The 20,587-nt window shown below is 64.3% G+C and carries 16 protein-coding genes; 11 read left to right on the top strand and 5 right to left on the bottom strand.

Annotated features, from left to right (window positions below; genetic code table 11):
• Positions 1–451 precede the first annotated feature (451 nt).
• From AUCHE_RS16420 to AUCHE_RS15130, 4 genes are all read left to right on the top strand, one after another.
• On the top strand, positions 452–1,174 hold the full coding sequence (locus AUCHE_RS16420) for an HNH endonuclease family protein (RefSeq protein ID WP_143115205.1): 723 nt from the start codon (positions 452–454) through the stop codon (positions 1,172–1,174).
• 1,041 nt (positions 1,175–2,215) lie between these two features.
• Positions 2,216–3,019, top strand: coding sequence for a pirin family protein (locus AUCHE_RS15140; protein WP_217994399.1), 804 nt, complete (start codon positions 2,216–2,218; stop codon positions 3,017–3,019).
• 176 nt (positions 3,020–3,195) lie between these two features.
• Entirely contained in the window at positions 3,196–4,245 is a 1,050-nt protein-coding gene (locus AUCHE_RS15135) for a glutathione S-transferase family protein (protein WP_006504206.1), read from the top strand.
• Positions 4,246–4,357: 112 nt separating this feature from the next.
• Positions 4,358–5,095 carry a 2,3-dihydro-2,3-dihydroxybenzoate dehydrogenase gene (locus tag AUCHE_RS15130; RefSeq protein ID WP_006504205.1) on the top strand — a complete coding sequence of 246 codons (738 nt, stop codon included), beginning with the start codon at positions 4,358–4,360 and terminating at the stop codon, positions 5,093–5,095.
• Positions 5,096–5,126: 31 nt separating this feature from the next.
• Here the strand turns inward: AUCHE_RS15130 and AUCHE_RS15125 are convergent, their stop codons facing one another.
• The gene (locus AUCHE_RS15125; protein WP_006504204.1) at positions 5,127–5,858 is read right to left on the bottom strand and encodes a 4'-phosphopantetheinyl transferase family protein; all 732 of its coding nucleotides are present in this window, start codon (positions 5,856–5,858) and stop codon (positions 5,127–5,129) included.
• Between the two features lie 49 nt (positions 5,859–5,907).
• On the opposite strand from AUCHE_RS15125, the gene AUCHE_RS15965 reads away from it, so the two are divergent.
• A complete protein-coding gene (locus AUCHE_RS15965; protein WP_006504203.1) occupies positions 5,908–7,062 on the top strand; it encodes an isochorismate synthase in 1,155 nt (384 codons plus the stop codon).
• Positions 7,063–7,090: 28 nt separating this feature from the next.
• Here AUCHE_RS15965 and AUCHE_RS15115 read toward each other — a convergent pair whose 3' ends face one another.
• Together AUCHE_RS15115 and AUCHE_RS15110 are read right to left on the bottom strand one after the other, a co-directional pair.
• A complete protein-coding gene (locus AUCHE_RS15115; protein WP_006504202.1) occupies positions 7,091–7,738 on the bottom strand; it encodes an isochorismatase family protein in 648 nt (215 codons plus the stop codon).
• 251 nt (positions 7,739–7,989) lie between these two features.
• Positions 7,990–8,175 (bottom strand): hypothetical protein, encoded by a 186-nt coding sequence (locus tag AUCHE_RS15110; RefSeq protein ID WP_006504201.1) that lies wholly within the window; start codon positions 8,173–8,175, stop codon positions 7,990–7,992.
• Positions 8,176–8,847: 672 nt separating this feature from the next.
• On the opposite strand from AUCHE_RS15110, the gene AUCHE_RS15105 reads away from it, so the two are divergent.
• The 5 genes from AUCHE_RS15105 (at position 8,848) to AUCHE_RS15085 (ending at position 16,282) form a co-directional block, all read left to right on the top strand.
• Entirely contained in the window at positions 8,848–10,281 is a 1,434-nt protein-coding gene (locus AUCHE_RS15105; RefSeq protein ID WP_006504200.1) for a sugar porter family MFS transporter, read from the top strand.
• A 349-nt stretch (positions 10,282–10,630) separates the two neighbouring features.
• Positions 10,631–12,082 (top strand): PAS domain-containing protein, encoded by a 1,452-nt coding sequence (locus tag AUCHE_RS15100; protein ID WP_081578269.1) that lies wholly within the window; start codon positions 10,631–10,633, stop codon positions 12,080–12,082.
• A gap of 472 nt (positions 12,083–12,554) precedes the next feature.
• Positions 12,555–12,926 (top strand): phage holin family protein, encoded by a 372-nt coding sequence (locus AUCHE_RS15095; protein WP_006504198.1) that lies wholly within the window; start codon positions 12,555–12,557, stop codon positions 12,924–12,926.
• A 76-nt stretch (positions 12,927–13,002) separates the two neighbouring features.
• Entirely contained in the window at positions 13,003–13,665 is a 663-nt protein-coding gene (locus AUCHE_RS15960) for a TetR/AcrR family transcriptional regulator (RefSeq protein ID WP_006504197.1), read from the top strand.
• 25 nt (positions 13,666–13,690) lie between these two features.
• Positions 13,691–16,282, top strand: coding sequence for an MMPL family transporter (locus tag AUCHE_RS15085; RefSeq protein ID WP_006504196.1), 2,592 nt, complete (start codon positions 13,691–13,693; stop codon positions 16,280–16,282).
• On the opposite strand, the gene AUCHE_RS15080 is transcribed toward AUCHE_RS15085, so the two are convergent.
• A complete protein-coding gene (locus AUCHE_RS15080; RefSeq protein WP_006504195.1) occupies positions 16,200–17,039 on the bottom strand; it encodes a TRIC cation channel family protein in 840 nt (279 codons plus the stop codon). The genes AUCHE_RS15085 and AUCHE_RS15080 overlap by 83 nt on opposite strands.
• A 26-nt stretch (positions 17,040–17,065) precedes the next feature.
• Complete coding sequence (locus tag AUCHE_RS15075; RefSeq protein ID WP_006504194.1) at positions 17,066–17,983, bottom strand: LysR family transcriptional regulator; 918 nt, start codon at positions 17,981–17,983, stop codon at positions 17,066–17,068.
• 191 nt (positions 17,984–18,174) lie between these two features.
• On the opposite strand from AUCHE_RS15075, the gene AUCHE_RS15070 reads away from it, so the two are divergent.
• On the top strand, positions 18,175–20,511 hold the full coding sequence (locus AUCHE_RS15070; protein ID WP_006504193.1) for a thiamine pyrophosphate-dependent enzyme: 2,337 nt from the start codon (positions 18,175–18,177) through the stop codon (positions 20,509–20,511).
• Positions 20,512–20,587 lie beyond the last annotated feature (76 nt).

Here is a 20,587-nt window from a genome sequence, read left to right as displayed (position 1 = left end):
GCCCGAAAACCCCCCAACACCCACACGCCAGACCTTTCGACAAGCGCTTAATCCCTATCTGCTCTTCTAGCCCGCTTACCGTCGTCTGCCGACGATGCTCAAAGCATGCCTAGATGAGAGTCAAGTAAGAAGCGCCAGCAACTTAGCCACCGGCTCGCAACCGTATGAACCAAGCCATCAACAATCGCTTGCGCATATGAGCTCATAGTGAATTCCAAGCATTGGACTCTATATAACTGGTATTCCCCAGGTATAACTGGGTGAAAAATCTAGTTTGTCGATTATATATATCCGTTTGAGTGGATATTGAGCCTCTTCGGCCCGAAGGGCAACTGCGAGGCATATTTTTTTCACGATAAAAACCGTGAAAATATGAATCTTAGGTGGGGACACGGGGATTCGCGAGCATTAATGTGACCGAAGTCAGAGCAGCTCTGTCTTGGAGACTCACATGAAATCTGAACGTCAGGCCAGCAGGAAGACACTGCTTCGGTCATCTTTGGTGTTGGCATCTGTAGTAGCGGTTTGCCTTCCTGTCACTACCGCTCAGGCGGCGCGGGTTGAGGAAGCCAAGCCTGACGTGGCTGCTGCTCAATTGAAGATCGGCATGGATGGGACTCCGGAAGGGGCTAAAACCGCACTGGCTGGTCTTACTGTGGCGGAAATGGCTGAAAAGGGTGGGTATTCGCGTAAATCCTTCCCGCACTGGAAGAATGCGGCCGATAACGGGTGGACCAACGTTCCCAGCGAGAAGTGCAATGCGCGGAATGCGGCACTTCACCGTGATGGGCAGAATGTTGAATTTGAGGGGAACTGTACCCGGCCGACTGGTAAATGGGTTGACCCGTATACGGCTGGAGTCTTCGACTCTGCGCGCGATATCGACATCGACCACGTGGTTCCCCTTTCGCATGCATGGCGCACTGGAGCAGCCGACTGGGATACCGAGAAGCGCACTAAGTTTGCCAATGACCCGCTCGTGCTCGTTTCTGTAGAGAACCGCGCAAATCGGGCTAAGGGCGACAAGGCTCCCAATGAATGGAAGCCGAGCAACACGGCTGCTCACTGCTTGTATGCGACTCGCTGGGTCCATGTGAAGGCTAAATATCAGCTGAACGTCTCGAATGAGGAGAAGAGCACTCTGACTGAGATGCTTGGTACCTGCTCGGGCTGAAGTTCTTGAAGTTTCTCTCCGGTCTGTGCCTGGAGGTGAGAGGCTGTGGGGTGGGGGCTTCGCCCCCACCCCACAGCCTTCTGCTGATTGCAGGACCTTCGGCGAAAAGCCTGAGCGCAGTATCTCGTCTTGCGGGCCGACGACAAAGCGGTGCTCCTGCCCTCTATTGTGCGGCTTGTGAGTTGGCAGGGTTGCCTGCCGAGGCTCTCGGTTGAGCTTTGTGAGCATCGACTTCCTGAGCGCGCGTCTGGTCGGCAGGATGGCTTGTCGAACGTCCTCACCTGTAGTCCATATCTCTTTTCTGGACGGCGACCTTGCTCAAAGGTGCGGTCGTAGAAGCAGAACGAGGTGAAAACGGCTCCTGGGCCTCAAGCCCCGTATCCAGATGACTGGGTGGCGGATAGGGAGCAGGGTCCTTCGGACATACCCTGCTCGATTTGTTGAGAGCGTGGAACTCCATCGGAGGTGGTTTCTCCTGATCGGCTACGCAGACAGGACTGGGGTAGTGGGGGCGAGGAATCTACTCTTCGGAACAGAAGCGAGAGTATGACCGTGAACATCGAGTACAAGACCTCGATGAGTAACTGCCACCAGCTTCGGCTCTTCGAAGGACTCGGTCCCTGCGGTTCGACTCGCCTGGGCGGCCCATCGAAGGAAAGGCGCGCGTCCATGACCTGTCCGAACGGTTTTCCGTGGCTGTGGCTGCCCGTCGTACGGAACGCCCGGCCTGTACGTTGAGCGGGGCCGCTCCCTCCGCCGTTGCTCATTGAGACAGGTGGCCATTGGGAGTCGGCCTTGAGTTTGGGCGAGCGCTTCCCTCTGCCCGGAGTCGCCGTGTCACGTGGCAGCGCTACCTGAACAGCGCCTCGGCTTTCTTCTGATGCAGCTGCGGCTGTAGGCGACGGCCCGGAGTCGAGAGGACAATTGGGGTCATCCCTCTCGCAGAGGCGAAATCCGCTGATGTCGAACGGAAGCTTGGAGAGAGGGCAGTCTCGCCTCGGAGACGGTTGAAGTTCGAACGATCTGTCTATAGAGTAATAGGTGACGCATCACCTAAATTTGGGGGTACTGATGTTCACGATGCCGACCGAGGCCGTCGACCTCCGTCGTTCCACGGATCGATTCTCCAGCCAATACGGCTGGCTGGACAGCAAGCACTCGTTCTCGTTCAGCCGCCACTACGACCCGGCCAATACTCACCACGGCCTACTGCTGGTAAGTAATGACGACATCGTGGCCCCCGGAACCGGCTTCGAGACCCACCCCCATCGAGACATGGAGATCGTCACCTGGGTTCTCAGCGGATCTCTGGTTCACCAGGACTCCGAAGGGCACAACGGCATCATCTATCCAGGCCTGGCCCAACGGATGAGCGCAGGAACCGGAATCCTTCACTCGGAAAAGAACGACTCCTGGGTCTACGACACCAACAGATCTCCACACGCCGACCCAGTGCGCTTCATCCAGATGTGGGTGGTGCCGGACACCCAAGGAATCAAGCCTGGATACGAACAGCTCGAGATCTCACCTGAAACACTCGGAACTGGATTCGTCACAGTGGCCACCGGTATGGACAAATACCTGAACGAGTCCGCGATCAGGATCCGAAACAAATATGCGGCATTTCATGTGGCGAAACTGTCCTCCGGCCAGGAAGTCACCCTGCCGGAAGCTCCTTATCAGCATCTTTTTGTAGCAACAGGATCCATAACCTTGGAAGGATCCGGCCGGATGAATTCTGGAGACGCAGCGAGGATGACCGCCACCGGCGGTCACAAAGTGACCGCGCTCGAACCATCTGAGGTGCTGCTATGGGAGATGCACGCCACATTGAACAGCCGCTGAGGGCGGGAAGCCACACCCCGACAATCGGTAACGGCGTTCCCGAGAGCGGCGCCGGATGGGAAAGTCCGTCGCACGCCTGCCGATCGAAGCAAAAACGGTGAAGAAAAAAGACGCCGAACCTGAGCAAACGGCGAGGACCGCCACCAGCCACCAATGCGAGCCGAAAGAAGGACGGCATGACGTCGAACACCGACCAGAAGGGTTCCTACGTAACCCAGGGGAAAGCCTTCGATCGGGACACCAACTACATCACCACCCGTATTACCGTCGACGGGAGCGAGGGGTACAAGGTTGAGCCCGACCGCTATCGGCTGGTTGTCTCTCGGGCCTGCCCCTGGGCGAACCGGGCCATGATCGCTCGACGTGTCTACGGTTTGGAAAGCGCGATCTCCCTGGGCGTTACGGGCCCTACGCACGACAAACGCTCCTGGACCTTTGACCTCGACCCAGAGGGGAAGGACCCCGTCCTGGGAATCCACTTCCTCAAGGACGCTTACGAAAAGAGATACCCCGGCTACCCCCGTGGGATCACCGTTCCGGCACTCGTTGATACCCGTACTGGGGCTGTTGTCACCAACGACTATGCGCAGATGACCCTTGACATGGGCAGCCAATGGCGCAGCTACCACAGGGAAGGGTCACCTGATCTCTACCCCGTCCATCTCCGCGACGAGATGGACGAGCTGATGGGTTTCATCTTCCGCTCCGTCAACAACGGGGTCTACCGCTGCGGGTTCGCCGGATCGCAGGCTTCCTACGATCGGGCTTATGACGAGCTCTGGCACGCTCTCGATGTCCTGGAGGAAAGGCTCTCGACACGTAGATATCTCATGGGAGCGAGCATCACCGAAGCTGATCTGCGTCTCTATCCGACCCTGGTGCGTTTCGACGAGGTCTACTACGCACATTTCAAATGCAACCGACAGCCGTTGGCAACGATGCCTCAGCTCTGGGGGTACACGCGAGACCTCTTCCAGACGCCGGGGTTCGGGGACACGAACGATTTCGTGCATATGAAAGAGCATTACTACGGGGTCCATACCGACATCAACCCCACCCAGATCGTCCCTCGCGGGCCGCGGCACGAAGGATGGCTCGAAGCACACGGTCGGGATCATTTCGACACCGACACCTGGGGCGCCGAAGGCACCCCTCCGCCTCCGGTGCTTGCCGCAGAAACAGTCGATGAGGCCCACACCCCGCTGAGAACAACAGCTAGCAGCTGAAGCCTTCGCTCCGTGAGTCGACCTGTGGGGCAACGCCCTCGATATCAGGGCCGGTCCAGACGCGACCAAAGACTGAGGCTAGCCTTAGCTCATGTGCTCGGACGCTCCTGACATGGAACTGATGCCGACCGAAGGTGAAATCGCTCTGGTGACCGGAGCCGCAGGAGGCATCGGGCGTGCTGTCGTGGACGCACTCACCGCGCGCGGATGGCAGACCCTCGGCATGGACCTCGCCGGCGCCGATCTGGACTGCGATATCACCGACCCGCACGCTGTTGAAGAAGCCATCCGACACATAGAGGAGAAGAACGGGCCGATCACTAGGCTCGCCCACACCGCCGGGGCGCTGCGCACCGGAAGTCTCGTCGACAGCGATGTACAGGATCTGCACGACATGATCGCCGTGAACACGTTCGGCACGGCGCACCTGCTCCACAGCGTCGGCCAACGGATGAAGAAGCGCGGTCGGGGATCCATCGTCGCGGTCGCCTCGAATGCCGCCATCATTCCTAGAGTCGATCTAGGAGCTTACGGAGCCTCCAAAGCCGCAGCCGCCATGCTCGTTCGCTCCGCAGGACTTGAACTCGCGCCGCACGGCGTCCGGTGCAATGTGGTGCATCCCGGGTCGACTTCGACTCCTATGCTTTGGGCCTCCTGGCCCAACCCCGACGACCCGGATGCCTTGCACACCACCATCGAAGGTGACGTCACCCGCTATCGCACCGGTATTCCGCTCGGCCGGGTGGCCCGCCCTGAGGACATCGCATCCTGTGTGGCCTTCTTGCTTTCCGACGAAGCCCGTCACGTGACCATGAGCTCCCTCGTGGTCGACGGTGGAGCCTCCCTCTGAAAGAACAGCGCTGACCTGAAAGCGCGTGGGCTCAGGCGGAGGCCGCTCCGAGGACGGTCATCCGAGCTGCGGACGGTGCGGCGACGGCCCAATGGGCCGTCGCCGCAGCTAGCTGAACGCGACCTTCGGAGAACACCACGTCGTCGGGGACGCGGATCCCCTCCGGAGAACAGGCTTGATCCAGGAGCTCGTCCAAGTCCCCCCACCCGGCCTTCACGCAAGACTCCACCCGACACCAGGTTGACAGTGGAATCGGCTTGCCCTGCCAGACGACCGGCGGTTCGCAGCGGCGCTCGCGTTCACAATCGACCCCCACGTCGGACTCCCGGGACTCGGCGATCACGACGGCGATGAGACCCCGAGAATGGGCCCAGGACAGACGGACCTCGGGATCGATGACATAAGGCCGCCCATGTCCGGAACCGGCGCATCCCGGGCACCGCTGACGGATGTCCCGCTCTGCGAGGAGAGCCGTCGGGGCAGCCGGTATGAACTCGTCCCAGGTTGCTGTAGACACTGCCGAAGTCGGCGTGGAAGGCCGGGGGGCGGGGGCCACCGCAGTTCGACGACGGAACAGAGCCAAGCGGGTGAGAAGCCGAACGGCGAGGAAATCGCTCCGATCCTGTGGTACACGAAACCTGGCCAGTCGTTCCTGCTCCGCTGCGGAGAGCGTCGGGCTGAGCAGTCCTGGGTGCAGACCGTACTCGGCGAGCATGTCGAGGAGAGAAGCGCTTTCTGCCAGGAAGGCCTCCACACTGCTCACTGAATCTTGCACCTCACTCGCCGTCGAAAAGTTAGGTTAGCCTAACTTAGTGATCCCACGTGCCCTCTTCACCGTACCGACGCCACCTCACCCTGTTCGCCTCAGATTCCACACCACCCAAGGCAGCCTGAAGGCGACCGGCGGACGTATCCACACCATCGATGTCAGCAGCCCCGGAGAGCTGGCCAGCTGGGCTCGCGAGCAAGGAACAGTCGCAGGCGCCATCTCCTTCGACGGCCGGACCGCAGCGCTGAGCGTTGTGCACGAGATGCATCGTCACGGAGATCCGCTGCTTGAAGCAGGCAGCGGATGGAATGGATTCCCCCGAGTCGTCGGGACCCCGGAGGAGACGCCTACATCGGCGGGCTACCGGGGCAGAGTGGAGAAAGCGCTCTCTGTGTTCGAGCGCGGAGAGCTCGACAAGATCGTCCTGGCACGCAAACTACGACTTCGTTTCGAGACGACGGTGCCGGCTGAGTACCTTTACCAGGCTCTGGTCGAGGCACATCCCGAAGCTCGTACTTACGCCGTCTCACCGGCGGAGGGTCAATGGCTCGTCGGCGCAAGCCCTGAACTTCTGGTCTCCAGACAAGGGCGCACGGTCACCTCCCACCCCTTGGCTGGTTCAGTTCCCCGTTCTCCCGACCCGGTCGAAGACGAAAATCGAGGACGAAGGCTGCTCACCTCAGAGAAGGATCTACGTGAGCACTCCTATGTGGTGGAGATGATCGCCGACACTCTCAGCCCCTACTGCCGCAGGCTCGCCGTCGCCGATCGATCTGCGCTGGTAGGTACCCGAACGGTGTGGCACCTGGGCACCTGGATCGAAGGTGAATTACGCGACCAGGACACTACTGCCCTCGAGCTGGCGGCTGCGCTCCAACCCACACCTGCTCTGGCCGGTGCGCCGGTCGCCTCGGCGGTGCACACGCTCGAAGAACTCGAACCTTTCGCCCGTGGTTATTACGGCGGTTGCATCGGATGGTGCGATGACAACGGTGACGGGGAATGGACCGTGGCAATCCGCTGCGCGTCCGTCAGAGGGCCAGTGGTCGACCTGTACGCCGGGGCAGGCATCGTTGCCGGATCAGACCCCGCGGCGGAATTGACTGAGACCACAGCAAAACTGTCCACCCTGGCTGATGTCCTGCTGGCTTCTGAGCTTGAGGTGGAGGTAGCGCCCGACGGGGCCAGGTCGGCCTGAGCACGGGCACCGCTCGAGGGGCCCTGGGTCAGGCGGACAACTGCTGAGAGCAGGAGAGTATGTCCACCACATCTTCAGTGGTCACGCAGACCCCGCACCTGCTCGTCACGTACTCCAGGGCCATGCGGTGTTCTCCGGAGGAGAAGTCTGCTGTGCCATCGGCCACTAAGAAGGGCTGACGGTCGGTCATGAAAGCGTGAGCTGAGGTCATCAGGCAGCCGACATGGGCGTAGATTCCGCAAACGATGAGCTGGTCGCGTCCCTGCTGGCGCATCCAAGCGTCCAGTCCGGTACCCAAGAAAGCGTTGTACCGGCGTCGGATGATGACGATCTCTCCTTCGCGGGCTTGAAGGCGCAGATCAGGAGCTCCGCTGTCGTCGCTGCTCAAGGGACCCGGGCCCCAGAATTCGGTGAGCAGTCCACGCTCGGCGGGGGTCTGGTCGTCGGGCTGCATCGCGTGAGCGATCGGTACCCCCTGGGCGCGACAGGCGGCGGCGATGGTGTCCACATTCGCGGTGAGCTGCTCGCGCATAGCTGGTGAAAAAGGACGCAGGAAGTGCGGCTGGAGATCGTGCAGCAACAGAGCGCATCGTTCCGGGTCCAATGCCCAGGAGACGACCGGCTCCGGGATATCGGTGGTAGGGATCGTGTAGTCGATGCGACTGGGCAGTGCCATTGAGAGCCTCTCTAGGTGCGCGGAATGGAACACGGTGGCGGCTCTGCGAAAAGGGGAGCTGCCAAGGGCAGTTCGCCTAACTTAGGTATGCCTTACCTAGATTGGCAACTCTGCTCCGGGGTCTGTGCGCGATGGGTGAGGCTGATCGCCCTGGGAGACAGAACTGCCCGAAGGGGCCTTCGAAGTGGTGCGTCGACGAGGGCGGAGAAGCAGGATCGGTCTCGTACTCAAGGCCGATCGACGCATCGGCGTCAGTGCACCTCGGGCGCGCTCTCGGGCGCTGCGGCCTGAGCCACCTGGTAGGACTTCGCCAGCAGGGTGGTGGCCAGGATCAAGATGGGGATACCGACCCATGGGGTGAATGTGCGCCACGCGCCGAAGCCCGCCGCAGTGAGGGCGAACGAAGTCACGGTGAGTGGTACGAGGGACGTCGTCATCGCTGTCCTCTCCTGGATCAGCCGAAGGGTGGCGGTGGAATGCTGATCCATCTCGTCGAACCATGGGTGTCGGATATGTCGGTGCCTGTCGGCCGAGATTCAGCTCGGTCTCAGGCGTCACTCACCTTAGACCACCCGCGGACCGCGAATGCCCTCGAGTGCCGTTAATTGTCTAAGTGATTGGGCGCGAGGGACGTATCTCGGCCCCATATCGGGAGCAAAGGGACAGGGGAGGTCCGCCAGGGTGCCTGGGGCGGGGGGATCCGGAAGGTGGAGTGGGTGAGGTGGGTGCTCCGCAGGGGGCTGGCAGGGCGGGGTGAGATGTCCACATCGCGAAATATGGAGCGGTGTCGAGGAGGGGGCGGTCGATGTCCGATCGGCGGGTGATGCTGGTGAAGTCGGCCGGTGGTGCCCTGTCCCGCTGGTCGAATCTTTTTGATCGCCAAGGGTTGACGGATTCGGGGGTGGTTCCTTCGCCTGTTTCCCTCCAGGGATGCCAGGCCTGCAGCGGGGGACGTTAGTCATTTGTTATTACAAATTTGTCGAAGGCTCTTGACCCTTATCGTGATCGCTCCATAGCGTTCTAGGCCTCGACCGCTGTCATGAGCGCAGCGGTCGGTGCCCCCTATCAGACAGCGCTGTCCGCCTCCGGGCGAGCATCGGAGGTATGTCATGTCTCCTGGAACCACTGCCGCGACCGCGTCCGCAGGATCGGTCCTGCCGCCTCTGACCGCAGGTCCCCACCAGCGACGACTCGACCGGATGGCCGTCATCGCGACCTTCGGTGGACTCCTCTTCGGTTATGACACCGGGGTGATCAACGGAGCACTCCCCTCGTTGCGGCAATACTTCTCGCTCGGCGCCTGGGGCGAAGGACTCGTCACCGCGACCCTCCTGGTCGGTGCCGCACTGGGCGCCTTCGTCGGTGGCAAGCTCAACGACAACCTGGGGCGCAAGAAAGCACTGACGATCGTCTCGATCATCTTCTTCGTCGGCACCATCGGCGGCGTGATCGCACCCACCCTCAACATCCTGCTGGCCTCCCGGGTGATCCTCGGCTTCGCCGTCGGAGCCGCGTCCGTCAGCGTGCCGGTCTACCTCGCCGAACTGGCACCCACCGAACGACGAGGCACACTCAGCGGCCGGAACGAACTGGCCATCGTCATCGGTCAGATGCTGGCCTTCATGATCAACGCCGCCATCGCCCACACCTGGGGGCAACAGCCCGGTGTCTGGCGGTACATGCTCGTCGTCGCCGCTGTTCCCGCCGTCTTCCTCTTCGTCGGCATGCTCCGGATGCCCGAATCACCGCGCTGGCTGATCTCCAAAGGACGCCAGGAGGACGCCCTCGCCGTCCTCATGCTCGTCCGCAACGAGGAACGGGCCCGCGCCGAGATCGCCGAGGTCGAACAACTGGCCAAGGAAGAGGAGATCTCCCGCTCCGGTGGCTGGGCCGACCTGAAGGTGCCGTGGATCCGGCGGATCATCCTCGTCGGCTCCGGACTGGCCATGGCGCAGCAGGTCACCGGCATCAACTCGATCATGTACTACGGCACCGAAGTGCTCAAGGAAGCCGGTTTCTCCGCCGACGCCGCCATCATCGCGAATATCGCCAACGGTGTCCTCGCGGTCGTCGGCACCATGCTCTGCCTGTTCGTGATCATCGAACGCGTCCCCCGGCGCACACTGATCATCTTCGGCTTCTGCGCCACCACGATCTGCCACGGCCTGATCATGACCGCCGCCGCGATGATGCCGGCCGGTCAAGCCCGGGCCTGGGTCATCCTCGTGCTCTGCGTCACCTTCGTGTTCTTCATGCAGATGGCACTCAATGCCCCAGTCTGGGTCTGCCTCTCCGAACTCTTCCCGCTCAAGGTCCGCGGATTCGGCATGGGCGTCTCGATCTTCTGCATGTGGACCGTGAACACCATCCTGACCTTCGGCTTCCCGAAGGTCGTGGAAGCAGCCGGACTGCAGGCCGCCTTCGGGATCTTCTTCGCGCTAGGGCTGGTTGTCATTCTCTTCCTCGTGAAGTGCCTGCCCAACACCAGCGGACGATCACTGGAAGAACTCGAGGAATCTTTCACGGCAGGGAATTTCCGCTGAAACAATGCTTCCTCCGCTGACACCTGCAAGATCGGCAAGGAGTCGGCGGGCGGAGGAACTTCCCCGGGCGGGGGTGCAGGTCGTCGGGCTGTCGACCGCGCCCCCGCCCCGTTCTGTTTCGGATGAAACGATGCATATCCACCGGAAATGACCGATAGAAGGACGGCTAGGTGCGGGGTGATCGGACTCCTTGAAGGGCGTACCGGTTCACCCTTGCTTTCATTCCTGTTGGACGTCTGTTCTGAACGCGGGTTATTGTCAAGTAACTGGGTTTTGATACCGCGGGCACCGGACGGCTGTCCTGGTGGTTGGATCCGGATCGGCGAGGACACTGAGGAGAGAGTCGAGGATGCCGCGAGTAGAAATAACGCCGACGGACCAGGAGTATGTGGTCGGCGTAGACGAACTGTTCTTCTCTGCGACGGACCGCGCCGGGGTGATCGAGTTGGTGAACTCGACCTTCGCACGGCTGTCGCACTACACCCATGACGAGCTGGTGGGTAAGCCCCACAACGTCGTCCGCCACCCAGACATGCCTGGTGGCGCCTACAAACTGGTGTGGAAACAGCTCCACGAAGGTCGGCCCGCCTGCGCCTACGTCAAGAACATCGCTGCCGACGGCAGTTTCTACTGGGTGTTCGCGACTCTGCTCCCGGTCGGGGACAAATTCCTGTCGGTGCGCAAGCGCCCCCAGATGACCGACCTGTTGGCGATCACCGAAGACCTCTACTCAGGTGCCCGGAGCCGCGAGCTCCAGGCCCACGAAGAAGGCAGCTCCCGCGCCGAGGCCGCGGAAATCGGCTGCGGCATCATCGTCGAAGAACTCGCCAAGTACGGCATCACCAACGGCGACGACCTGGCGTTGAACACACTTCCCCGTGAGGTCCTCGAACACGTCCGCCACAGCGGAGGGCTGCCCCGGCGCCCCGACGCGACCGGGCCACTGGGCGACCTGCTGCGCATCATGCACGAGATCGACACCCTGACCGTGCACCTGGTGCACCAGATGGACGAATACGCCGACTTCGTACGCGCTCTCGAATCCTCTTATGGCGACGCAGAACTGGCTGCTGCCCGACTGCGCGACATCGCCGCGGCCGCACGTCGGGCCGCCGACCTGCCCGCCGTCGGTGCCGCCGCCCGCAAGGCCGTCGAAGCCGCCGCCAAACAGGCCGCCGCCGCAGGGCACGAGGTCGAGGAAGGGATGGTCGTCACCCCCTTCGTCGCCGAACTCTCCGACCGGATGAGCGGACACGCCGACAAAGCCAGCGAAGAGCTCGCCTCGCTGGTCGTCCACCTGCGCCAGGCCGCCGAACAGGTGCGTTGGCTGCGGATGCGAATCGCTCTGCTCCGCCTGCACAACCTCATGGTCGGCACCTTCGCCTCCGAGCTCATCGACGGACACGGCGACGGCGACACCACCGAGTCGATGCGTCTGCTCTGCCAGGCCCTGCAGGAGGGGGTCGTCGAGCTGATCAAGACCGACGACACCGTGCGTGAAGCGGCAGGAGCGGTGCCCGCGCTCGTCGAAGACGCCGTCCGTCAGGCCGACCGCGTGCTGCGCCTCGTCACCAAGTGGCGCCCGGAGATCGGTGCGCTGGGCTGCGCCGACATCGCCCAGGAGCACCTCGACGCGGTCTCGGCGATCACCGAAGCCGGTTTCGACGAGCTGCACCGCTTCTACACGGTCGCTGCCCGCTGCTCGCTCCTCGGTGACAACCACGACGAAGAGCGCCTGGCCGCTGCCATCTCCAACCTCGCCAACGTGCTCGACGAGTACAGCAAAGAAAGCGCCGCCTGATCCAGGCGCATACCTGACCGGTTCGACCAGGACGGCATCCGAACGAACCGGGTGTGACTGCGGGGGCCTACGCCGTACGGCGTAGGCCCCCGCAGTCACACCCGCCTGCTCCGACCGGCCTCCGCAGGAGAGGACACGGCGGCACAGCATCACAAGATGAACCTCGTCCAGCCGGTCGACGACAGCTGCCGTCAACCGCTGCCGGGAGTGCGCAGGCCTGCGCGGAAAGACACCGCTCGCCGCCGCACGGGCGAGACCCGCTGCCCGCCGCGTCCCCCCATCACGTCATCGGACGGCCTCTGGCCTGCGTAGACACCGGCACCACGGAAGCTCCCCGACGTTTTTCGAGGTGCGTGCCGAAGGCAAAGATCACTCTGCGTTCTGCGGAAAAGGACGAACGGCTATTTCGTGAACATTGCTAATAAATCAGAGTGAAGATGAACTGGACGAACTTCCATGTGAGGATGTCCCGGTGTCTTTTATCGCGCGTACATTAGCTGTCGCTGCAGCGACCGCCGTTGCTGCTTGGATTGTTCCTGGCATCACACTGACGGGATCAGGTGCCGGCGGTAAAGCGTTGACTTTGATCCTGGTGGCGCTCATCATCGGAGTCGTCAACGCAGTGGTGAAACCCGTGGTGCAGTTCCTCACCGGCTGCCTGGTGGTCATCTCCCTGGGGCTTTTCCTGCTGGTCATCAACGCTCTCATGCTGTTGTTGAGCTCCTGGGTGGCCCAGCACCTCGCCCTGGGCTTTCACGTCCGAGGCTTCTGGGCGGCCTTCTTCGGCTCGATCGTCATCAGCGTAGTCAGCGGGCTGATCACCTGGTTGTTCGTACGCGACTGATCAACGGCGAGCGATTTCCTGATTGCACTGAGGGTATTTTTGCCCTCAGTGCAATTTCTATTTAAAGTCGGTTGATGTGATCATCAAGGTGGGCGTCGGCCGTCGCGAACAGAACAAAAAACGAACCCGCGAGGCCATCGTCCGAGCAGCCACCGACCTTCTCCACCACGAAGAACCCACCTCGGTCACCGCAGAGAAAGTCGCCGAAGCCGCCGGCATCTCCCGCCGCACCTTCTTCAACTACTTCCCCAGCGTGGAAGCGATCCTGGCCTTCCGATCCCGCCAAGTCCTCGAAATCTTGCACGACCAGCTCTTCTCCCGCCCCGAGGACGAACCGCTCATCGACAGCGCCAAAGCCGTCATCGACATGACCTTCACCGTCGAAACCCTCCGCGAAGCCACCCGCGCCTGGCAACAGGTCGAAGCCTCCCCCGGAGCCCACCGCTACACCCTGGAAACCAACCTCGAAGCCATCGCCGAACTCTCCGGAAGATGGAGCGCAGGCAAACTGCAGGCAGCAGGCCAAGACGCCTCCCCCCTGAGGATCGCCGTCCTCACCGCCTCCTGCATGAGCGCCTACGACATCGCCCGACGCGCCTGGCTGACCCGCCTCGACGGCCCCGTCGACGAACAAGCCCGCGACGACTTCGTCCGAGAGACCCACCAAGCCCTCGAATACCTGCGACCCGCCGTCGAGAACACCACACCCAGCCCACGACCTGGCCCGCCCACCAGCTGAGCGGAGCCCCAGGGAAGGACCCGACATGGCCTTCTACCTCCACAGACTCGGACGAACCGCAGCCCGCCACGCCTGGGCGGTCATCCTCACCTGGGCGCTCCTCCTCGCGCTCACCGCCACCGCGGCCATCACCCTCGGGCGCCCCTTCACCACCAAACTCACCATCCCCGGGACCGAATTCCAGACCGTCATCGACAACCTGGAAAAGAACTTCCCGAAAGCCGCCGCCGGAACCGGCGTCATCGTCATCAGCACCACCGACGGCAACGCCTTCACCGCCGACCAGAAAAAAACCATCGGCGAACTCACCGCGGCATGGTCCCGGATCGACGGCGTCGACACCGCCGACGACCCCTTCACCCTCCAGACCAAGATGGACGCCGCCGCCGCACAGATCGCCGACGGACGCGGAAAAACCACCGCGGCACGACAACAACTCGACGCCGGCCAAGCCCAACTCGACACAGCCCGCCAGCGACTCGACACCGACAAAGAACGCGCCGCCGGGCAGGAACTGCCCCCCGCACTGCAACAAGAACTCGCCGCCGCCGAAACCGCCCTCGCCGCACAGAAAAAACAACTCGACGCAGCCCGTCACGAACTCACCAGCAAAGAGAGCGAACTAAGCCACGCCGAACGCCGACTCGCCCTCATGGACGGCTTCCGCACGATCAACACCGCACAGAACACCGTCCTCACCCAAGTGACCTTCGACAAACCCCTCATCGACGTCCCCGCCGCCACCAAGGACGCCGTCCCCGCAGCCGCCGGCGACCTCGCGAAAAACGGCCTGAAGATCGACTACTCCACCGCCATCGTCGAGAAGATCTCCCTCCTCGGACCCGGCGAACTGATCGGCGTCGGCGTCGCCACCCTCGTCCTCATCGTCATGCTCGGCTCACTCCTCGCCGCCGGACTCCCACTGATCTCAGCCCTCGTCGGCGTCGCCGTCGGCCTCCTCGGCGTCATCGCCCTCACCCACTGGGTCGACATGACCGATGTCACCCCCGCACTGGCCCTCATGCTCGGCCTCGCCGTCGGTATCGACTACTCCCTCTTCCTCGTCAACCGCCACCGCGAACAACTCGCCCGCGGCACCGAAACCGTCGAATCCATCGCCCGAGCCACCGGCACCGCCGGCAGCGCAGTCCTCTTCGCCGGACTCACCGTCGTCGTCGCCCTGTGCGCACTCACCCTCACCGGCATCCCCTTCCTCGCCACCATGGGCTTCGCCGCCGCAGCCACCGTCCTCATCGCCGTCCTCATCGCGCTCACCCTCACCCCGGCACTGCTACGCCTCATCGGCCCGCGAGTGCTCTCACCGCGTGCGCGCCGAACCCTCGCCGAGAAACTCGCCACCGAAGACAGCGAAGCCGACGCCGAAGACGCCGAAGAGAACATCCCCGGCCACCCCCACCACCGGCACCACGGCTGGGGCGGGCTCGTCACCCGGCACCCCCTCGTCGTCCTCGCCCTCACCACCGTGCTGCTCAGCGTCCTCGCCGCACCCTCGCTCTCCCTCCGGCTCGGCCTCCCCGACGGCTCCTACGAACCCCACGACTCCACCGCATATCGCACCTACGACACCACCGACCGTCACTTCGGCCCCGGACGCAACGGACCCGTCATCGCCGTCGCCACCCTCAACACGACCCGATCCCAAGAAACCTCGACCGACACCGCCCGCGAAGAACTCACCCTGGCCGTCGGCGAACAACTGAAGAAAACCCCCGGCGTGGCCTACGTCCTCCCGATCGGCGCCAGCGAAGACCGGCGGACCCTCGCCTACCAGGTCGTCCCCACCACCGGGCCCTCCGAACCGGCCACCGCCGACCTGATCACGACCCTGCGTCACACCAGGGACGACATCATCACCGGCCAACGGCTCGACCACATCGGCTTCACCGGCCAGACCGTCGCCAATATCGACATCTCCCGCAGCCTGGCCGCAGCGCTACCCCTCTACCTGGTCGTCGTCGTCGGGATCTCCCTGGTGCTGCTGCTCCTGGTCTTCCGGTCGATCGTCGTACCCGTGCTCGCCACCGCAGGTTTCCTCCTGTCCGTCGCCGCGGCCTTCGGCTCGGTCGTCGCCGTCTACCAGTGGGGATGGCTCGCCGGGATCTTCGGCGTCGACCACCCCGGACTGATCCTCAGCTTCCTGCCGACCCTCGTCATCGGCATCCTCTTCGGGCTCGCCATGGACTACCAGATGTTCCTCGTCTCCGGGATGCGTGAAGCCTGGGCCCACGGCCACACCGCCCGCACCGCCGTCCACACCGGATTCAGCCACGGCGCCCGAGTGGTCACCGCCGCGGCGCTCATCATGACCGCCGTCTTCGCCAGCTTCGTACACGCCCAGCTGACCATGATCAGACCCATCGGATTCGCGCTCGCCGCAGGAGTCCTCATCGATGCCTTCGTCGTACGGATGACCGCGATGCCCGCCGTCATGTACCTCCTGGGCGACAAAGCCTGGTACATCCCAGGCTGGCTCGACCGCCTCCTGCCCGACCTGGACGTCGAAGGGACCACCCTCACCGCGGAGGAGAACCCGGAGCGTCACGCCCCGCAGGACTCCCCCCGGAACCATCCGTCCGACCGGCCTCCGGCTCCGTGACCGTGCCCTCCTGATCCCCGGCCGGCCCCGAAGCCGAGGAGACCCCCTCCGGAGGAACCTCAGAGCCCCCGGACGACGGACGCCGCAACACCGCCACATAACGGCCCGAATCCGAGAACACCGGCAGACGCAGATTCCACTGCGCCGCCCCCGGCAACACCCATCGCCGCCACCGCGCCAACGAACCCAACGCCGCACACGTCCCGATCGACAAAGCCATCCCCAACACCGGACGATGCCACCGATCCAGCACCAACATCTCCACACTGCCCACCAGCGCCACCGAGGCATACAACGGATTACCCCCGAAGACCACCGGCGCGCGCGCCACCAGCACATCCCGCACCATGCCGCCGCCCACCGCCGTCAACACCCCGACCACCACGCTCGGCAACCAGTCGACACCGACGGACAGGGCCTTGTGCGTACCCGTCGCCGCCCAACAACCCACCGCGAGGAAGTCGGCGACCACCAGCAGCCGGTTCGTCCACCTGCCCCAATGCAACAGATAGGCGACCACCGAGGAGGTGATCGCCGCCGGCAGATAGGCCGAATGGGTCAAAGCCACCGGAAGCCCCACGCCCAGCAGAAGGTCACGGATGATGCCGCCACCCAAACCGGAACAGACCCCCAGCACGATGAAACCGACCACGTCGAAATGACGGGCCCGGGCCACCGCGCCGCCCAACAGGGCATTGGCGATGACCCCGACGATGTCCACCGTGCTGAACAGGGTGTTCGGGTCGAACTGCCTCACCGGACGATCGTAACCAGGGGTGACGGTCAGTCACAGCTGTGCACATAGGGGTCGGACAAGCTCGGCGCCGCCTGCCTGAGCGCGTTCACCAGTGCGTTCGCGGCCGGCCCGGCGTCCTGCCGTCTCAAGATCTCGACCCGCCGGGAGGCGCCTGCCGGAGTCGGCCGAGCCACTCCGACGTCAGGGGACGGGCCGAGGCACAGCCCCGGTGACAGCGCGACGCCCAGGCCGCAGCGGACGAATTCGCTGAGAGCATCGTCACTGCTGCCGCGCATCACCACATTCGGCGTGAAACCAGCAGAAGCACAAAGGATCTCGAGACAGTTCGCTCCGGGGCTGTTCTCCGCGGCCGTGACCCAACCGGCCTGCGCCAGCTCAGACCACGGCACAGCGCGCCCCGCCCACCGATGCCCCCGCGGAGTCACCACGAGCAGATCCTCCCGAAGCAGAGGGAAAACCTCCACCGGCCCCGGGAAGACCACCGGCACCACGTCGTACCGGCAGACCACCGCCACATCGAGCCGACCCTCCGCCAACTCCGACACCAACAGATCCGTCTCCCCCTCGCACAACCGCACCTCCACCCCCGGGAACTCCCCCAACAGGAGAGCGAACGCCCCCGGCAACAACCGCTCGACCGCCGTCGGGAAAGCCCCCACCCGCACCACGCCCAGACCGCCCCGAGCCATCTGCAGGACGTCCTCCTCCAACACCCGCAGCGCCGCCAAACTGTCCCGCGAACGATCCGCCAGGACCCGCGCCGTCGGCGTCGGAGAAATACTGTGCGCAGCCCGATCGAACAACACCAGCTTCAACGACCTCTCCAACGCCGCCACCTGCTGAGACACCGCCGACGGGGTATAACCCAACTCGCGGGCGGCCTCCACGAAAGAACCGGTCTGCACCACCGTCACCAAGGTCTGCAGATGCACAGGATTGAGCATGGCTGATGCTATCGACGCACCCCGCCGCGCCCAGGAAGCACACGCCGACACACCCCGGACCCCGCCGGCCAGCAACAGCAAAAGCGCCGCTGGCACCACAAAAACTCGCCCTCGCAATACCGCACCCACCCCGCCGGCCACTGCAAGGTGAACCCTGCCATCCCCGCGACCGGAACGACGGGAAACACCGCATGAACCTCACCGTCAGCGAACACCTCGTCCACAAACTCCACGAACTCGCCGACGCCCCACTGCTCGCCGAACACACCGACGACACCCTCACCACCACGGTCACCGACGACGACCTGATCAGCCTCCTCGACGCCCAGATCACCAGCCGCCACCTCGACCTCATCGCCCGCGACCTGCAACAACGCGGTGAAGGCTTCTACACCATCGGCTCGGCAGGCCACGAATCCGACGCCGTCGTCGCCCTCGCCACCCGACCCACCGACCCCGCACTCCTGCACTACCGCTCCGGCGCCTTCTACTGCGCGCGAGCAGCCCAAGTACCCGGCATCGACCCCACCCGCGACCTGCTGCTCAGCTTCATGGCCGCCGCCGACGACCCCATCTCAGGAGGACGACACAAAGTACTCGGCCGAGCCGAACTGTCGATCATCCCGCAAACCTCCACCATCGCCTCCCACCTGCCGCGAGCCATGGGGCTGGCCTTCGCACTCGGCCGCAACCTCGGCGGACCGGACCCCGCCACCGGGCACACCCTGTACCCCGAGGACGCCGTCGTCATCGCCGGCATCGGAGACGCCTCGATCAACCATTCCACCGCGGTCGGCGCACTCAACGGCATCGCCCAGTCCACCCACCAAGGAGTGCCGGTACCCCTGCTGATCGTCTGCGAGGACAACCGGCTCGGCATCAGCGTGCGCACCCCACCGGGATGGACCGAACGCGCCCTGTCCAGCTGGCCGGGCATCGACTACCTGCGCGCCAGCGGCGAAGACCCCGAACGGGCGCTCGCGGTCGCCCGACGCGCCGTGGACATCGTGCGCACCCGGCGCCGCCCCGTCATCCTGCACCTGGACGTGGTGCGTTTCCTCGGGCATGCCGGATCGGACGCAGAGATCGCCTACCGCAGCGCCCGGGAGATCGCCGCCGACTACGAACGGGACCCGATCCTGGCCGTGTCCCGGGCGCTGATCCGCCGCGGAGTGATGACCGCCGCCGGGATCCTCGCCCGGTACGAAGCCACCGAGGCCAGCGTCGCCGCCATGGCCGAGCACCTCCTGCCCGTACGGCGGCTCACTACCGCGGCAGAGGTTTCGGCGCCGCTGGACTTCACCGAGAAGAGCACCTGGGCGGCGCAGATCCTGCAGGACCCGGACGCCCGTGACCAACTCGGCGGGGATATCAGCCCGAGCGCCCGCGATCTCGCCTACCGGGGGAAACTCCCCGAGGACCAGGGACCGTTGACCCTCGCCCAGACCGTCAACGCCACCCTGACCGACCTGCTGCTCACCCACCCGTCCGCAGCCGTCTTCGGTGAGGACGTCGGTGTCAAAGGCGGGATCTACGGGGTGACCGGTGGGCTCCGACGGGCCTTCGGCGCGACCCGGGTGTTCGACACCCTCCTGGACGAACAAGCCGTCCTGGGCACGGCGCTGGGCCTGGCCCTCACCGGGGCACTGCCCATCCCCGAGATCCAGTACCTCGCCTATCTGCACAACGCCGAGGACCAGCTCCGCGGTGAGGCCGCGACCCTGCGTTTCTTCTCCGCCGGCCAGTACGGCAACGGCATGATCGTCCGGATCGCCGGACTCGCCTACCAACGTGAGTTCGGCGGACACTTCCACAACGACAACTCCCTCGCCGTGCTCCTGGACATCCCCGGCATCGTCGTCGCCGTGCCCTCCCGCGCCGCCGAAGCCCCCGGTCTTCTCCGCGCCCTGGCCGGACTGGCCCTGGCTGACTCCCGGGTGTGCGTCCTCGTCGAACCCGTCGCCCTCTACCACGCCCGCGACCTGCACCCCGGGGACGGCGCCTGGCTGGCACCGTATGTCCCCCTGGGTGGTGCCACGGACGGGCAGGAACCCGAGAGAGGACGAGGGACAACCGTCGACGGGCCTACTGCCCCGAGCGTCCACGGATGCGCCGCCCTGGACCGGGGACAGGTGCACGGCGACGGACCCGACGTCCTCGTGGTGACCTTCGGCAACGGGGTGGCGATGAGCCTGCGCGCCGCCACCCAGGTCGCCGCCGACGGCGGACCCCGCGCGACCGTCTTCGACCTGCGCTGGTTGGCGCCCCTCCCGGTCGACCATCTCATGTCCGTGGCCGCGGACTTCCCCCGCGTGCTCGTCGTCGACGAGACCCGCCGCTCCGGGGGAGTGTCGACCGGCGTCGTCGCCGCACTGCTGGACGCCGGCTACCAGGGCCGCGTCCACCGGATCACCAGCAAGGACAGCATCATCCCGTTGGGCCCCGCCGCCGGGACGGTCCTTCTGCGGGAGGAGGACATCGGGCAGGCACTGTGGCACGGCGTGGCTGTCCTGGAAGAGCACCGATAGACCGTGGCTCGATCCGCCCAGCGGCTTCGCCCGGAGCGCAGCATCATCTGAAGAGGGCGACCGCTGTAGGACTTCG

The sequence above is a fragment of the Austwickia chelonae NBRC 105200 genome (assembly GCF_000298175.1).
GTDB lineage: Bacteria > Actinomycetota > Actinomycetes > Actinomycetales > Dermatophilaceae > Austwickia > Austwickia chelonae.
The sequence above is the reverse complement of the archived record's forward strand: the minus strand, read 5'-3'. Positions and strand labels throughout refer to the sequence as shown.

Bases quoted from the DNA above. Each gene is read 5' to 3' on its own strand.
- AUCHE_RS16420 (WP_143115205.1), top strand. From the start codon at position 452: ATGAAATCTGAACGTCAGGCCAGCAGGAAGACACTGCTTCGGTCATCT.
- AUCHE_RS15135 (WP_006504206.1), top strand. From the start codon at position 3,196: ATGACGTCGAACACCGACCAGAAGGGTTCCTACGTAACCCAGGGGAAA.
- AUCHE_RS15130 (WP_006504205.1), top strand. From the start codon at position 4,358: ATGGAACTGATGCCGACCGAAGGTGAAATCGCTCTGGTGACCGGAGCC.
- AUCHE_RS15115 (WP_006504202.1), bottom strand. From the start codon at position 7,738: ATGGCACTGCCCAGTCGCATCGACTACACGATCCCTACCACCGATATC.
- AUCHE_RS15110 (WP_006504201.1), bottom strand. From the start codon at position 8,175: ATGACGACGTCCCTCGTACCACTCACCGTGACTTCGTTCGCCCTCACT.
- AUCHE_RS15105 (WP_006504200.1), top strand. From the start codon at position 8,848: ATGTCTCCTGGAACCACTGCCGCGACCGCGTCCGCAGGATCGGTCCTG.
- AUCHE_RS15100 (WP_081578269.1), top strand. From the start codon at position 10,631: ATGCCGCGAGTAGAAATAACGCCGACGGACCAGGAGTATGTGGTCGGC.
- AUCHE_RS15085 (WP_006504196.1), top strand. From the start codon at position 13,691: ATGGCCTTCTACCTCCACAGACTCGGACGAACCGCAGCCCGCCACGCC.
- AUCHE_RS15075 (WP_006504194.1), bottom strand. From the start codon at position 17,983: ATGCTCAATCCTGTGCATCTGCAGACCTTGGTGACGGTGGTGCAGACC.
- AUCHE_RS15070 (WP_006504193.1), top strand. From the start codon at position 18,175: ATGAACCTCACCGTCAGCGAACACCTCGTCCACAAACTCCACGAACTC.